Raw genomic sequence first — 14,322 nt, 5'->3', positions numbered from 1 at the left:
ATGACGCCACGCAAAAAGCCGAGACTCGGCGTGTTCAAATTCTCTTCCTGCGACGGCTGTCAACTCAGCCTGCTCGATTGCGAGGACGAGTTGCTGGCCATCGCAGGCGCGGTGGAGATCGCCTATTTTCCGGAAGCAACACGTGCGGACGACAAGGGCGAATACGATATTGCGCTGGTGGAGGGATCGGTCACGACGCCGCACGAGGCCGAACACATACTAGATATCAGGCGCCGGACGGGGAAACTGATCACCATCGGAGCCTGCGCCACCTCCGGCGGCATTCAGGCTTTACGGAACCTGGCGGATGTCGCCGAATATACCTCCGTCGTCTATGCCCGGCCTGACTTCATCGACACTCTCGAGACATCGACACCGATTGCCGACCACGTAAAGGTGGATTTCGAACTGCGCGGTTGCCCCATCAACAAGGCGCAACTGATCGAGGTCATCACGGCGCACCTCGTCGGCCGCCGACCGGCAACGCCTCCCCATGCTACCTGTGTTGAATGCAAATTGGCGGGACATGTTTGTGTTATGGTCGCGCATGGCACACCGTGCCTCGGACCGGTGACTCATGCTGGCTGCGGCGCCCTGTGCCCGGGCTACGACCGCGGCTGCTACGGTTGTTTCGGACCCAAGGAGACACCAAATACCGTTTCCCTGACCAGTCAGCTAAGCGGGATTGGAGCGGACAAGCAAACCATTCAAAGGCTGTTCAGCACATTCAACACCAATGCACCGGCATTCCGGAAAGAGGCCTCACGTCATGGCGGATGAATCTGGCTCCAGAACGATCAAGGTCGACCTGCTCGCCCGGGTGGAGGGCGAAGGTGCTTTCAAGGTCGTTATCCGCGACGGCGAGATCGTCGGGACGCAGTTTCGCATATTCGAACCGCCGCGTTTCTTCGAGGCGTTTTTGCGCGGCCGCGCCTACAGCGAGGCGCCGGATATCACGGCACGGATCTGCGGGATCTGTCCGATCGCCTATCAAATGAGCGCCGTCCATGCCATGGAGGATGCGTTCGGCATAAAGGTTGGCGGACCGCTGCGGGATCTGCGCCGTCTCGTTTATTGCGGCGAGTGGATCGAGAGCCACACCCTGCATGTGGCCATGCTGCATGCCCCGGATTTTCTGGGTTTCGATGGCGCATTCGACATGGCCGCAGCGGGACACCAGGATGCCGTCAGGATGGCGCTCGATCTCAAAAAGGCCGGCAATGCGATCGTTGCATTTATCGGCGGCCGTGAAATCCATCCGATCAATATTCGTGTCGGCGGCTTCTACAAGGTTCCCCGCAAAAGGGACTTCGCTCCCTTGACCGAAACCCTCAAAGCGGCCCGCGAACACGCGCTCAATCTGGTGAAATGGACTTCCGGCTTCGACTTTCCTGATCATGAAAGGGACTACAATTTCGTTTCGCTGCTGCATGATGCCGAATATCCCATGAATGAGGGCCGGATTGCATCTTCCGGCGGACTGGATATAGACGTCGGCGATTTCAACCGGCACTTTCGCGAAGAGCATGTTGCCCACTCCAACGCACTGCAGGGGTTCATGACTGATGGCTCGTCTTATCTGTGTGGACCGCTTGCAAGGTACAACCTCAATCATGAACGACTGAGCGAGATGGCCAGGCAGGCGGCAAAGGACGCCGGTCTGGGACCGAGTTGCAAGAATCCTTACAGGAGCATCATCGTACGGGCCGTCGAAATCCTTTATGCGGTCGACGAGGCGCTGCGCATTATCGATGCATATCAGGAGCCGGACGCGCCGTGTGTCGCCTACGAGCCGCGCAGCTCAACCGGCTACGCTGCAACCGAAGCGCCGCGCGGCCTGCTGTTCCACCGCTACCGCCTGGAGGCGAATGGAACCATCGCCGAGGCTCAAATCGTTCCGCCGACATCGCAGAACCAGCCGTCCATAGAGGAGGACCTTTCCAGTTTTATCGGCGACATTCTGGACCAGCCCGAAGACGAAATCCGGCTGCGCTGCGAACAGACAATCCGCAACTACGATCCCTGTATTTCCTGCGCCACGCACTTCCTCAAGCTCGAAATAGACCGGGGGTGACGGATGCAACGGGAAAGGCCACTTGTCATCGGGGTAGGCAATCCGCAGTGCGGGGACGATGCCGCCGGCCCGCTCGTCATCGAACAGATCGGCAGCCGGGCGGGCTCCCGGATCGATCTTGAAGCCATCACCGGCGCTTGCACCGGTTTGGTCGAGCACCTTTGCGAGCGGGACAACGTCATCATTGTCGATGCCTGCAAATCCGGAGCACCTGCGGGCACGCTTCATTGCCTCGATGCCGGTCGTACGGAGCCTTATCAGGGGAGTATTTCCTGCCACGGCTTTGGCGTTGCGGAGGCTATTGCACTTGCCAGGGTGATGGGCACGATGCCGAAAAGCTGCACGATTTTTGCCATCGAAGGCAAAAATTTCGGCATGGCCGACGTGATGTCGGAGCCGGTCCGCAGGGCCGTCACTTCACTGGTTTCAGATTTATCGAGACAGCTGCAGCTCGACTGATTTCGGAGCTTTCATCGGCAACACGTGGCGGCAACGGCACTCTGCCCGAGGGAAAGACCGCCATCATTGGCAGGAACCAGCCGGTGGACCAGGACTTCAAGTCCGCGACGCTGCAACTCATCATGCAGCTGTTCCAGAAGAATCCGGTTCTGCATCACGCCGCCCGACAACACGACACGGGAAAGGCCCCTCTCCGCGACGATCTGCTCCGCCAGCCGGGCCAGCGCCGTTGACAGACCGGTATGAAAGCGCGCCGCAATGACGCCGGCTTCGACACCGTTTTGAAGATCGTCGATGACGCCACGCCAGAGCGGCGCCCAGGAAAGGACGGCTGTTTCACCGACATCGATCGCGACCGGATAGTGCCCGCAGGTGTCGATGTGCGGCCTTGCCATAGCCTCCATCTCCATTGCGGCCTGCCCCTCGTAATGCTGCCGATCAAAACAGACGCCCAGAGCAGCAGCGACCCCATCGAACAGCCGGCCGGCAGACGATGAAAGCGGTGCGTTGACACCCTTGTCGATCATCTGCCCGACAATAGTGAGCGGCTTTTCGGAAAGGCGGCTTGCGAGGGGTGTTTGCGCAAGGCGGCTCATCCATTCCTCACCAAAAGCAGCCCCGAGATGCGCAACCGTATTGCGCCACGGCTCCCGCATCGTCAGATCGCCGCCGGGCAGCGCCACCGGATTGAAATGGGCCACGCGTTCATAGCCGTCATATCCACCGACAAGCAGTTCCCCGCCCCAAATGGTTCCGTCATCGCCAAACCCAAGCCCGTCGAGAACAATGCCCAGGCAATGATCGTCACCCGGCTCAATCCGATGTTCCGCCAGAACGCTGGCGAGATGAGCATGATGGTGCTGGACGGTCACCAGCACTGCGCCGGTTTCGTCCGCCAGTGCCCGTCCCTGCCGGCTCGAGGCGTAATCGGGATGCACATCGACGGCGATAACCTCCGGATCGAACCGGAAGATGTCCCGATAGAGCGTCAAGTTCTTCCGGTAGTCCGCGCGGACAGCTGCGTCCTCCAGATCGCCCATATGCTGTGACAGAACCGCCTCGCCCCGCCTGAGCAGGCAGAAGGTGGACTTCAGCTCACCGCCCAAGGCCAATACCGGCGGAGCATCCTCAAACAGGCCGTGCAACTGCACCGGCTCGGGCGCCAGCCCGCGCGCGCGGCGCAGGATCTGCGGCCCGCTCTTGTCGACGCGCATGACCGAGTCGTCCAGGCGATTGACAATCTCGCGGTCGTGCATCACCCACAGATCAGCAATCTGCGACAACCGCTCCCTGGCATCGGCATTGCCGGTCGCCTGCGGCTCGTCCGACAGGTTGCCCGACGTCATGACGGCCGGGTTTGCAAGCCGTGCCATCAGCAGATGATGCAGAGGCGTGTAGGGCAGCATGAAACCGATCCGGTCCTGTCCGGGTGCTGTTCCATTGGCCAATTCACCGGTTTTCTTCTCAAGCAGCACAATCGGCGCGGCCCTGTCCTTCAACAGGGCTTCCTCCGGTTCGCTGACCCGGCAATATCTGCCTATTTGTTCGATGCTTGCGGCCATCAGCGCCAGCGGCTTGGCGGCCCGTTTCTTGCGCAGGCGCAGTTCGTTGACCGCATCATTGTTCGTCGCATCGCAGGCAAGATGGAATCCGCCAATGCCCTTAATCGCGACGATGGCGCCCTGCCCGATCATGCTGGCCGCATGATCGAGGGGATCGGCGCATGTAATTCGCCCCCTCCGGTCCTCGAGCCAGATATGCGGACCGCATTCGGGACAGGCATTGGGCTGTGCGTGAAACCGCCGGTCACCCGGATCTTCATATTCGCGGGAACAGGCCTCACACATCTGAAAGGAACCCATGGAGGTGTTCGGCCGGTCATAGGGAATGGAGCGAATAATCGACAGGCGCGGGCCGCAGTGGGTGCAATTGGAAAAAGCATAGCCGAACCGCCTGTCCAGCGGATCGACAATCTCCGCCAGACATTCGGGACAGGTCGCGGCATCCGGAACGATGCCGGTCGAAATATTGCCGCTCGCGCTCTCCACGATCGAGAATTCGGTAACCGGTGGCGGACCGTCGATCGGCCGGTCTGAGATCGACGAAATTCTGGCGAGCGGCGGTGCCTCGGATTTCAGCGCCGTCTGGAATGCAACGAGATCACTACCCAATCCCCAGACCTCGATCTCCACACCCGCGCCGTCGTTTTTCACCAGCCCCGCAAGCCGGTATTCCCTCGCCAACCTCCATACATGCGGCCGGAATCCGACGCCCTGCACGAGACCGCGGACCCGGATCCGTACACCTATGATGGATTGTGCCTGGCTCGTCATGGTCAGCGTCAGTGCACGGTGCAGACCATGCAGGGATCGAAAGAGCGTACGATGTGCTGGACAGATACGGGCTCTTTTTCACCTGCGAGCACCGGCGCATTGATCAGCGCCTGCTCCAGGGGGCCCGGCGTCCCCTGTGCGTCGCGCGGCGAGAAATTCCACGTGGTCGGCGCGATAATCTGATAATTCGCGATCCGTCCTTTCTCGATTTCCAGCCAATGGCCGAGCGAGCCGCGCGCTGCTTCCGTCATGCCTTGCCCGTGACCTTCACGCGGCAGCTCGCCATGCATGATGAAGGGTTCGTCCGGATTGAGTGCTCCGACCCAGTTTTCCATCGCCATGACGACAAGGGCGATTTCGAGTAGCCGGGCAACGACCCTTGAATGAACGCTGCCGCCGGAGCTTACGACGATATCGCGTATAAGCGGGTGACCATCCACCACCTGCCGTGCCAGCGCGCCGACTTCGACAACCTGTCCGTCAAGCCGAGGCGCCTTGCACCAGGAATAGCCCTCTGACTGGTCGGCATCGGGATCGGTTCGGCCCTCTTCCGGTTTTCGGGGCCCGTCTTCACGGGCGTACCATGCATGGCTCAGATCCTCGGCGATCACCGTCGTATCGAGTGGCACCTGATTTCCTTTGACAAACAAACCGCGCTTGAACAGCGAACCGTAGGCTCCGTAACTCATGTAGCGTTCCACCGAAGGGCCGAGCCGTGCCAGATCCAGCGCATTTGAAAGGTGCAGGAAATGCCTGAAATCACTGCTCGTTTCCGGCTTTTCGGCGGCCCATTCGCCAAGCTCTTGCGCCGAGGAGAGTGCGCCGATGCGCTCCAGCCTGTCACCGAACAATGTGCGTTCGAGGAATTTGCGGAACGCCGCCAGGATCGCTGCCAGGCGGGCGATCTCTCCGCCCGTGACGGTGCGTGTGGAACCGCCCGGCTGAACGGATAATGTATGCGGCCATTTGCCGGCAAGCAGGCCCATAATGTGCATGAACTGCGCCCGCGCCGGCAGGGCATCCTGCGAGGCCGTTCCCTCGATCGCCCTGAAGCGCTCCGCCGCCGCCGGATACCAGCTCTCCCCGGAATAGGCCGGACGGGCGAAATCGGGCATGAAGAACAGATAAAAATGCGTCAGGTGGTCGGCGACATTTTCGGTGGCATGCACGAGATTGATGGCAATCTCGCCATTGGGCGGCATTGTCAGATCCATGGCCGAGGCAAGCGCGCGCGCTGCCGCCACGGATTGCGAGACCGAGCAGATGCCGCAGATACGCGGTGCGTAGACCAGCGCATCGAGAGGCGGCTTTCCAAGCAACATGCGCTCAAATCCGCGAAACAGCGGCGAGACGACATGGGCGCGGGTAACGGTGCCTGCCTCGATATCGAGCTTGACCTCAAGGTCGCCTTCAACGCGATTGAAAGGGCCTACGATCAGACGGGTCATGGCAGTTTCTTCTGTTTGTCGACCGGCGCGGTCGTCAGCTTTGCCGACACCGCATTGTCCTTCAGGCGTGGCGGTGTGGCCGCCTTGGAGAGCGAAGCCAGCGCGACAAACCACGCCTTCGGCATGTCTGTCGGAAGCCCCACCGGAATGCCTGCGATCTTGGGTGTCTGCGTGAAGGTGTGTCCGGGCTCCTCAAAACCCGGCGCCGTGCAGTTGATACAGGGATAGTTGCCGTCAAGGCACGAGCCGGAACCGTTCCAGGACCGGATATTGCAATCGGCGCGGGCCTGGGTTCCCTTGCAGCCCAGATTTTCCATCATGCATCCCATATCGCACAGCCGCTCAGCGCTCGCCTTGAATTCGTAAAACTCGTTGCGGGCGCAGCCGTGATGGACAAGATGCATTGTATAGGAGAGTGGCCGCTCCCACTCATCCATGTCGGATTTTTCGAAACGTCCCGATGCTATCTGGTGCAGGGTCTCGGTCAGCCAGCCGGGATGGATCGGGCAACCGGCAACGTTGATTACCGGCAAACCTGCACCGGAGCGGAAACCGGGACCCAGCAGGCCGCCCGGCCTGCGGCCGTCATAGGCCAGCCCGCAGGCTTCAGCGATATTGTCGCCGGCAGCGGTAATACCGCCGAAGGCAGCGCAGCTGCCGACGGCCACGACATAGCGGGCCTTGCGCGCAAGCCGTTCGAGCCATTCCATGACCGGTTTTCCCGTTCCCGCCATCAGGTGAAACTTGCCCGTGCCGTTCGGCCCCCGCATCACCGAGCCTTCAAGGCACAGAATGTCGAGCGGTTCTTCGTCGTTGCAGATGCGTTCCATCACATCGACCACGGCCGCGCCGCTGGCCTCGCTGAGAGATGGATGCCAGGCGACCTCGATATCGGCCGCCTCGAACGCAGTCAAAAGGTCCGGACCTTCCGCCCCGATGAGAGACAGCGTGCAGCCACCGCAGCCGCCGGACTGCATCCAGAACAGGCGGATTTTTCCGGGTCTGTGCGATCGGTCACTCATCGATGGGGATCCTCAGGGTGAATATGGCGCCGCCTTCGGGCCGGTTGGCGGCGGAAAGGTCGCCGCCCAGCTTTTGCGCCATGGCGTAGCTGACATAGAGGCCGAGCCCCGTGCCGGTGCCGATCGGTTTCGTCGTGAAGAACGGCTCGAAGATCTTGTCGATTTCATCCGGAGCGATGCCGGAACCATTGTCGGCGACGCTGACAAAAACACTCTCACCGGTCGCGCTGCAGGCGATTTCGACGATGCCGTCCTTGTGGCCGTCCAAAACATCGGCGGCGTTCTGGACGAGGTTCACGACAATCTGGTGAACAAGGCCTTTTCGAGCGGTGATATCCATTTTCTCGGGCATATCGAAACGGACATCGGGCTTTGTCCTCACGGCCTTGACAACCCAGTCCGTCGCCGTGCGGATCAGTTTCACGAGATTGAAATTTTCCGGGGATTCGGCCTGATTGCCCGAGAACCGCCGCAGGTCCTGAACAATGTCCCGAACCCGCTCGGCGCCCTCGAGCGTTCCTTCAACAAGCGGTCCGATGTCGTTCAAAACCTGGTCAATCTGCAATTCGTCCCTCAGCGCCTGCATCTCGTCCGGCAAGCCGGTCCTGCTGCACGCTTCCAGGTATTGGGTAATGGCCTCGCCATAATGTTTCAGCGCATACATATTGCCGAACACAAAGCTGATCGGATTGTTCAACTCGTGGGCAACTCCGGCGACAAGACGACCGAGCGCCGCCATTTTTTCCGAAACCAGCAATTGCTGCTGCGTCTGGGTCAGTTTTTTATGCGCGGCGTCCAGTTCCCGATAGGCACGCTGCAGTTCGCCGATCGGGCGGCCGACAAGCACCATGCCGACAAGCCGGCCGCGATGATCCCGGCGCGCCGTGCAACTGACCGAAACCAGCGCATTGGGATGATCCGGATTGTTCAGCTGGACATCGCACTGCTCAACATGTCCGTCCGCATTCAGCGCTTGCATAAGGGCAGAAATGTTCGCGCGGCTTTCTGCCGTGAACAGCTCCTCGATCTGCCGGCCGATGAGCGCCGTGTCAGGCTTGTCTACGACGGCTTTCAAAGCGGGATTGATCTGCTGCACATATCCTTTGACATCGCATACGATGAGAACGTCGCTCATGGAATCGACCACCGACCCGATAAAGGCATGTGCCTCTTCAAGACTGGCGTTCTTTTCCTCCAGTTCAGTCTGCGACCGGACGAGATCCGCATAAACCTCATCCATCTTCTGGATGACCTCAATCCAGACGTCTTCGCCCGCACCCGCGAGATTGAGGGCCTGACGGGGTGTTTTTCCAGCGGTCCTCTTTGGACCCATGTCGTCCGGTGTCAGCATCTATTTATTGGAGCCAGCAACCTTGCGCGTTGGCAAGGGTTTGACTTTCCCCAATCCATATCTTTCAAGTTTGGCCCTCAGCCCAACGCGGGACAGGCCGAGTTCGGCCGCTGCTTTCGACTTGTTCCAGCGGTTGCGGATCAGCGTCTCGCGAATGATGCGGGATTCCAGGGCTCCGATCCGGTCCCGCAGCGTTCCCTCCATCGCAGCGATGTCGTCAATGTCGTCCACATCTCCGCCAGCCGGATCCGATCTCAATATATGCCCGGACAAAAGCTCCGCTCCGAGCACGCTGTCTTCCTGACCGAGCACCAGCATCTGCTGGATCTCGTTTTGCAGCTCACGCACATTTCCCGGCCACGGATAGTTTGTCAGGCACTCGATGGCCTCTTCGCTCAATCCTTCAACGCGCTTGCCGAGAGCGCTCATGGCCCGCGTCAAAAGTGTCCTCGCCAGAACCGGAATGTCATTGCGCCGATCCTTCAGATCCGGCAGGCGGACGACGATGCCGGCGAGACGGTAATACAGATCCGCCCGGAACCGCTCCATCCTGACTTCTTCCTCCAGGTCCCGGTTCGTGGCGGCGATGACCCGCACATCCACTTTCCGTGTGTTGGCAGCGCCGACGGGGCGGATTTCGCCTTCCTGCAGGACACGAAGCAGCTTGACCTGAAAGGCCGGTGAGACCTCGCCGATCTCATCGAGGAAAACGGTGCCGCCATTTGCCCGCTCGAATATGCCGACGTGATCCTCGATCGCGCCGGTGAACGCACCGCGCTTGTGGCCGAAGAGTTCGCTTTCCAGCAGCTCGTCGGGCAGCGCACCGCAATTTTCGACAACAAAGGGCTTGTTCCAGCGCAGCGATCCGTAGTGCAGCACCCTTGCAGCCAGTTCCTTGCCGGTACCGGATGCGCCCGACAGGAGCACCGAAACGTCGTAAGGCGCGATCTGGCGCAGGGTTGCGCAAACAGCGTTCATCGGGCTGTCGGGACCGCGGACGATGCCATCGTCGAAATCATAGTCCTTGCGCAGCTGATCACGCCGTTCGGAAAGCTTTTTGCCGGCGGCGGATGGCGACATTTTCAGTTCCACCGCAAGAAGCTCGTTCTCGCGCTGAAGGTCGTAGAGACGGCAGGCGTTCTTTAACGTCAAGATAAGGTTTTCGGGGTGCCAGGGCTTGGTGATGTACTGAAAGATCCCGGCATCGTTGATACCGTCAATAATGTCATTTGCATCGGTATAGCCGGACACGATCATGCGGATAATATCCGGCCAGCGCTCCCTCACGCTCTTCAGGAACTCGACACCGGTCTGATCCGGCATGCGCTGATCGCAGACGACAACCTGCAGCCAGTGCTCCGCCAATATGGCATTGGCATCGGCAATATTCGACGCGGTCTTGACGTCGAAATCACCGCGCAGGATCCGCTCCATCGATTCAAGCGAGCGGACCTCATCGTCGATGATCAAAATGGTCGGCATCGCAGCCATCAGGCAACCTCCCCTGCCCGGCGCACGACCGCTCCACCGGCCCGGTGACGGGCCAGCGTCAGCGGTGTCCTGGATTTCGGTACCTTGCGAACAAAATTGTAGCGGGCGACATGATAGCTTGGATCAAAGCCGTAAAAATTGCGCTTCATGCGAGAAAGTTCGTCGGTGCGGTAAGCCGAAAGCGGCTTGACCGCCTCATCGCGATTACGGCGTTCCGCCTTGGCCTTCAGCCTGCCGTCCAGTGCGGCATCGCTAGCCGCCGCACCGGCAAGCCGCTCGACCTCCGCATCAAATCCGCCTCTGCCGACATTCAGCACCAGGTCGGCAAGACCGAGCGCGCGGGCCTCTTCGGCACCCATCGGCAGCCGTGCCGCAGCGATCTTTTCCGCCCTTTCCGCCCCGACATGCATAGGCAGCAGATAGGTCCAGTATTCCGAGCCGTAAAGATTGCCCATATCCTTGTAGTGCGGGTTGAGGATCGCACCCGCACGCAGCCAGACCTCGTCGGCCGCACGGGCCAGGAACACGCCGCCAGCGCCTGCATTTCCGCAAATCGCAGATATGACGAACTTGTCCGTCGTCCGGATCACCGCCTCGGTCAGATCGTCCATCGCGTTGATATTGCGCCAAGATTCATCGGCGGGGCTTTCCGCATCCTCGATCAGATTCAGATTGAGGCCGTTGGACCAGTGGTCCGGACCGCCCATGAGCACCAGCACCTTGGTCGGCCGCGCAATAGCATTGCGATAGGCGGCAAGCAGCTCCTCGCAGTCACCTGTGCCCATGGCGCCGTTGTAGAAAGCGAAATTGAGAAAACCGACCGGGCCCCGTTCCACGTAGCTGATCTCCCTGTACCCGGACCTTTCAGGAAGGGAGCCTGACTGCGTCGCGAACACATGGGTTGCCGGCAGTTTGATGGCTTCCGGGTGATTGACACGCACATGGCCGATCCAGACCGCGCCGTCACAGGTAGCCTGCGCAATCGCCTTGCCGGATTTTGCCACGACCTGTCCCGGCTGCGCACCGTTCAAGCCTGGAGCAGGCCGCGCATTAAACAGATAGACAGGTTCTCCGAACAGCTCATCCAGCACGCCCGGCATACCATCCGCGGCGTTGATCTTGCAGACCACCGTATCCGCTTCGTCCTGGCTCCAGTTGATCTTCCGGTCGCTCTGGCGCATGGCGTTTCGCCAGACCCGTTCGACACCGTCAAATGCATCGGGCGATATTGGCTGCTTATCGCCTTTTCCGATTTTACCGAGCGCTTCGAAGACGGCTTCCACTGCCGCCTCGGTTACTTCATGCCTGTAGAGGCTCGATTTGGGTGCCTTGCGCATGGGAAATTTGCGATGCGCCCAAACGGGTCCGGCATCCAGTTCCTCTTCCGCCTGCAGGACGGTTACGCCCCATGTCTTACGGCCTTCGGCAACCGCCCAGTCCAGGGATGACGGACCACTGTCTCCAACCGGTCCGGGATGCACAATCAGGCAGATATGATCCTGCCAGACGGATTGCGGGATCGCACGCTTCAAAAACGGCGCGACGATCACGTCCGGCTCATGGAGCCGGACCGCCTCTTGCGCCACCGCGTCATTGATGTCCAGTTCGACCGACACGTCGTATCCGGCCGCCCGCAACTCGGCATGCAGCCGCTGGCTGAGCGAATTGAAACTATGGCACAACAGCAGGACGCGCATCATTTCAGCATATCCTTGGCAATTGTTCTCCGGACAACCAGTCGACCACGCGGCTGCCGCCGAATTCGGTTTTCATCTGCACGAGACCAGCGGGATCGTCGGTCACCTGGCCGACAATTGCCGCCTGCCGTCCTTCAGCATGGCTCTGCATCACGGTCACAAGCGCATCTGCATCCGCCGCATCGCAAATACACACCAGCTTGCCTTCATTGGCGACGTAGAGCGGGTCGAGGCCCAGGAGTTCGCAGGCGGCCGAAACGTCGCGGCTGACCGGTATAAGCGTTTCGTCAAGCGTCATGCCGACATTTGCCGCGGCGGCAATTTCGTTCAGCGTCGATGCCAATCCGCCGCGCGTCGGATCGCGCAAAACGGCAATGCCGGGCACGGCTTCAATCATATCCGCCACCATCTTGTGCAGCGCCGCAGAGTCGGAACAAATTTCGGTCTCGAATTCGAGATTTTCGCGTTTTGAGAGAATGGCAACGCCGTGATCACCAATCGGGCCCGAAACGATAATCGCCTGACCAGGATTTGCATTCATGGCGGAAATATTTACGCCGTCAGGAACCACGCCTAGCCCGGTGGTGGTGATGAAAACACCGTCGCCATTACCTTTTTCGACGACCTTCGTGTCACCGGTGACGACCGGCACACCGGCATGTTTAGCGGCCATTGCCATGGACTGGACGATCCGCTCCAGATCGGCAAGCGGGAAGCCTTCCTCAAGGATGAAGGACGCGGTGAGATAGAGCGGCCGGGCACCGGCCATCGCCACATCGTTGAGCGTTCCGTGGACGGAGAGCGATCCGATGTCGCCACCCGGAAAGAAAAGCGGCGATATCACATGACCGTCCGTCGACATAACCAGCCGGCCGGGCGGGACGTCGAACAGGGCAGCGTCATTTCCCTGATCCAGGATCGGATTGCTCAAATGGCGATGAAACAGGTCCTTGATGAGGTCGGCCATCGCGCGGCCCCCGCCGCCATGGGTCATGTCGACTGAACCGCGGCGAACCGATGTTTTTGCTTCCATCATGTTCATGCCGCGACCTCCCCTGCAGGCTTCGGCATTTCGCGGAAGCGGCCATAGGTGTAGTAAGCGGCGCAGGCGCCCTCGGATGAGACCATGCAGGAGCCCATCGGATTGTCCGGCGTGCAGACTTTACCGAAGAGTTTGCAGTCTGTGGGTCTTTTGACACCGCGCAGGATCGCCGGACATTCGCAGGACTTCACTTCCCGGGACTTCTTGTCCGACACTTCAAAGCGTTTTTCGGCATCGAGGGCGGCGAAGCGTTCGCGGATCCGTAGCGCACTGTAGGGCACTGAGCCGAGCCCCCGCCACTCGAAACTGCGCCGCAGTTCAAACACCTCGGATACCAGTTCCTGCGCCTTCAAATTGCCCTCACGGGTGACGACGCGGGTGTATTCGTTCTCGACTTCATGACGCCCCTCATTGATCTGCCGCACCAGCATCAGCACCGACTGCATGACATCGAGCGGCTCGAAACCGGCAATGACCACCGGCTTGGCAAATTCCCCAGCGAAGAACTCGTACGGCTGCGAGCCGATGATCGAACTGACATGGGAGGGCCCGAGGAAACCGTCGATACGCACCGTTCCCATCTCTCGCACTTCAGGTGACTGCAGGATGTGCTGGATGGCAGCCGGCGTCAGAACGTGGTTGCAGAAGACAGAGAAATTCCCAAGGCCTTCCCTTTCGGCCTGTTTGATCGCCACGGCACTTGGCGGTGTGGTGGTTTCGAAACCGATAGCAAAGAACACGACCTGACGGTCGGGATTGTCCCGGGCGATCTTCAGCGCGTCGAGCGTCGAATAGACCATGCGGATGTCCGCACCGTCCGCCTTTGCCCGGATCAGGCTGCGCTGCTTGGTGCCCGGCACGCGCATCATGTCACCATAGGTACAAAGGATCACGTCGTGGCGTTCGGCCAGTTCGACGGCATCGTCGAGCCGGCGGACCGGCAGCACGCAGACCGGACAGCCGGGGCCGTGAACGAACTTGACATTGTCCGGCATCAGATCCTGGACGCCGTAACGGAAGATCGCGTGGGTGTGCCCGCCGCAAAATTCCATGAGGTGGTAGCTTCGTGCCGGATCGGCCTCATTGCGAATAGCGGAGGCAAGCTTCGTGGCAAGATCGCGGGCGCGGAATTCGTCGACATATTTCATGCTGCACCCCCGGTCATTTCATCAAGCTCTTCTTCAAGGATGCCGGCACTCGCCATGAGTTCGAGCGTGCGTTCGGCTTCCTCGGCGCTGACCTTGTGCAGGGCATATCCTACGTGGACCAGCACGAAATCACCCACCGCAATATCCTCCAGAAGAGCGAGAGATATCTTCTTCTTCACGCCTTCCAGGGCGACGACAGCCATGCCGCCTTCCTCCAGAGAAACCACCCGGGCCGGTATTGCCAGACACATTCGCCT

The 14,322-nt window shown here is 60.2% G+C and carries 12 protein-coding genes; 3 read left to right on the top strand and 9 right to left on the bottom strand.

Features of this window, described 5'->3' with window-relative positions:
• Genes ABVT35_RS19005 through ABVT35_RS18995 form a run of 3 tightly spaced genes read left to right on the top strand, consistent with a single transcriptional unit; the run spans position 1 to position 2,533 of the window.
• Positions 1 to 780, top strand: a complete 780-nt coding sequence (locus ABVT35_RS19005; RefSeq protein ID WP_368468443.1) for an oxidoreductase — start codon at positions 1 to 3, stop codon at positions 778 to 780.
• Positions 770 to 2,074: a Ni/Fe hydrogenase subunit alpha gene (locus ABVT35_RS19000; RefSeq protein WP_368468442.1), complete on the top strand. Its 1,305-nt coding sequence runs from the start codon at positions 770 to 772 to the stop codon at positions 2,072 to 2,074. Before ABVT35_RS19005 ends, ABVT35_RS19000 begins: the two co-directional genes overlap by 11 nt.
• Before the next feature lie 3 nt (positions 2,075 to 2,077).
• A complete protein-coding gene (locus ABVT35_RS18995; protein ID WP_368468441.1) occupies positions 2,078 to 2,533 on the top strand; it encodes a hydrogenase maturation protease in 456 nt (151 codons plus the stop codon).
• Between the two features lie 11 nt (positions 2,534 to 2,544).
• Here the strand turns inward: ABVT35_RS18995 and hypF are convergent, their stop codons facing one another.
• From hypF to ABVT35_RS18950, 9 genes are read right to left on the bottom strand one after another with little or no spacing between them, the layout of a single operon-like run.
• Positions 2,545 to 4,866, bottom strand: coding sequence for a carbamoyltransferase HypF (hypF, locus tag ABVT35_RS18990; protein WP_368468440.1), 2,322 nt, complete (start codon positions 4,864 to 4,866; stop codon positions 2,545 to 2,547).
• An 8-nt stretch (positions 4,867 to 4,874) separates the two neighbouring features.
• Positions 4,875 to 6,314, bottom strand: a complete 1,440-nt coding sequence (locus ABVT35_RS18985; protein ID WP_368468439.1) for a nickel-dependent hydrogenase large subunit — start codon at positions 6,312 to 6,314, stop codon at positions 4,875 to 4,877.
• Positions 6,311 to 7,336, bottom strand: coding sequence for a HupU protein (locus tag ABVT35_RS18980; protein ID WP_368468437.1), 1,026 nt, complete (start codon positions 7,334 to 7,336; stop codon positions 6,311 to 6,313). The genes ABVT35_RS18985 and ABVT35_RS18980 overlap by 4 nt, the downstream gene beginning before the upstream one ends.
• Complete coding sequence (locus ABVT35_RS18975; RefSeq protein ID WP_368468435.1) at positions 7,329 to 8,687, bottom strand: ATP-binding protein; 1,359 nt, start codon at positions 8,685 to 8,687, stop codon at positions 7,329 to 7,331. The genes ABVT35_RS18980 and ABVT35_RS18975 overlap by 8 nt, the downstream gene beginning before the upstream one ends.
• Entirely contained in the window at positions 8,688 to 10,178 is a 1,491-nt protein-coding gene (locus ABVT35_RS18970) for a sigma-54-dependent transcriptional regulator (protein WP_368468434.1), read from the bottom strand.
• Complete coding sequence (locus tag ABVT35_RS18965; protein ID WP_368468433.1) at positions 10,178 to 11,878, bottom strand: hydrogenase maturation protein; 1,701 nt, start codon at positions 11,876 to 11,878, stop codon at positions 10,178 to 10,180. Before ABVT35_RS18965 ends, ABVT35_RS18970 begins: the two co-directional genes overlap by 1 nt.
• Before the next feature lies 1 nt (position 11,879).
• Positions 11,880 to 12,917 carry a hydrogenase expression/formation protein HypE gene (gene hypE / locus ABVT35_RS18960; RefSeq protein ID WP_368468432.1) on the bottom strand — a complete coding sequence of 346 codons (1,038 nt, stop codon included), beginning with the start codon at positions 12,915 to 12,917 and terminating at the stop codon, positions 11,880 to 11,882.
• Positions 12,914 to 14,065 carry a hydrogenase formation protein HypD gene (hypD, locus tag ABVT35_RS18955; protein ID WP_368468430.1) on the bottom strand — a complete coding sequence of 384 codons (1,152 nt, stop codon included), beginning with the start codon at positions 14,063 to 14,065 and terminating at the stop codon, positions 12,914 to 12,916. The genes hypE and hypD overlap by 4 nt, the downstream gene beginning before the upstream one ends.
• Entirely contained in the window at positions 14,062 to 14,316 is a 255-nt protein-coding gene (locus tag ABVT35_RS18950; protein ID WP_368468429.1) for a HypC/HybG/HupF family hydrogenase formation chaperone, read from the bottom strand. Before ABVT35_RS18950 ends, hypD begins: the two co-directional genes overlap by 4 nt.
• Positions 14,317 to 14,322 lie beyond the last annotated feature (6 nt).

The organism is Hoeflea sp. TYP-13, assembly GCF_040932035.1.
In the GTDB taxonomy this organism is placed as follows: Bacteria; Pseudomonadota; Alphaproteobacteria; order Rhizobiales; family Rhizobiaceae; genus Hoeflea_A.
The sequence above is the reverse complement of the archived record's forward strand: the minus strand, read 5'-3'. Positions and strand labels throughout refer to the sequence as shown.

Excerpts from the sequence above, each read along its gene's own strand:
- hypE (WP_368468432.1), bottom strand. The coding sequence starts at position 12,917 with ATGAACATGATGGAAGCAAAAACATCGGTTCGCCGCGGTTCAGTCGAC.
- ABVT35_RS18970 (WP_368468434.1), bottom strand. The coding sequence starts at position 10,178 with ATGGCTGCGATGCCGACCATTTTGATCATCGACGATGAGGTCCGCTCG.
- ABVT35_RS18950 (WP_368468429.1), bottom strand. The coding sequence starts at position 14,316 with ATGTGTCTGGCAATACCGGCCCGGGTGGTTTCTCTGGAGGAAGGCGGC.
- ABVT35_RS19000 (WP_368468442.1), top strand. The coding sequence starts at position 770 with ATGGCGGATGAATCTGGCTCCAGAACGATCAAGGTCGACCTGCTCGCC.
- ABVT35_RS18995 (WP_368468441.1), top strand. The coding sequence starts at position 2,078 with ATGCAACGGGAAAGGCCACTTGTCATCGGGGTAGGCAATCCGCAGTGC.
- ABVT35_RS18980 (WP_368468437.1), bottom strand. The coding sequence starts at position 7,336 with ATGAGTGACCGATCGCACAGACCCGGAAAAATCCGCCTGTTCTGGATG.
- hypD (WP_368468430.1), bottom strand. The coding sequence starts at position 14,065 with ATGAAATATGTCGACGAATTCCGCGCCCGCGATCTTGCCACGAAGCTT.
- ABVT35_RS18965 (WP_368468433.1), bottom strand. The coding sequence starts at position 11,878 with ATGATGCGCGTCCTGCTGTTGTGCCATAGTTTCAATTCGCTCAGCCAG.
- ABVT35_RS18975 (WP_368468435.1), bottom strand. The coding sequence starts at position 8,687 with ATGCTGACACCGGACGACATGGGTCCAAAGAGGACCGCTGGAAAAACA.
- ABVT35_RS19005 (WP_368468443.1), top strand. The coding sequence starts at position 1 with ATGACGCCACGCAAAAAGCCGAGACTCGGCGTGTTCAAATTCTCTTCC.
- ABVT35_RS18985 (WP_368468439.1), bottom strand. The coding sequence starts at position 6,314 with ATGACCCGTCTGATCGTAGGCCCTTTCAATCGCGTTGAAGGCGACCTT.
- hypF (WP_368468440.1), bottom strand. The coding sequence starts at position 4,866 with ATGACGAGCCAGGCACAATCCATCATAGGTGTACGGATCCGGGTCCGC.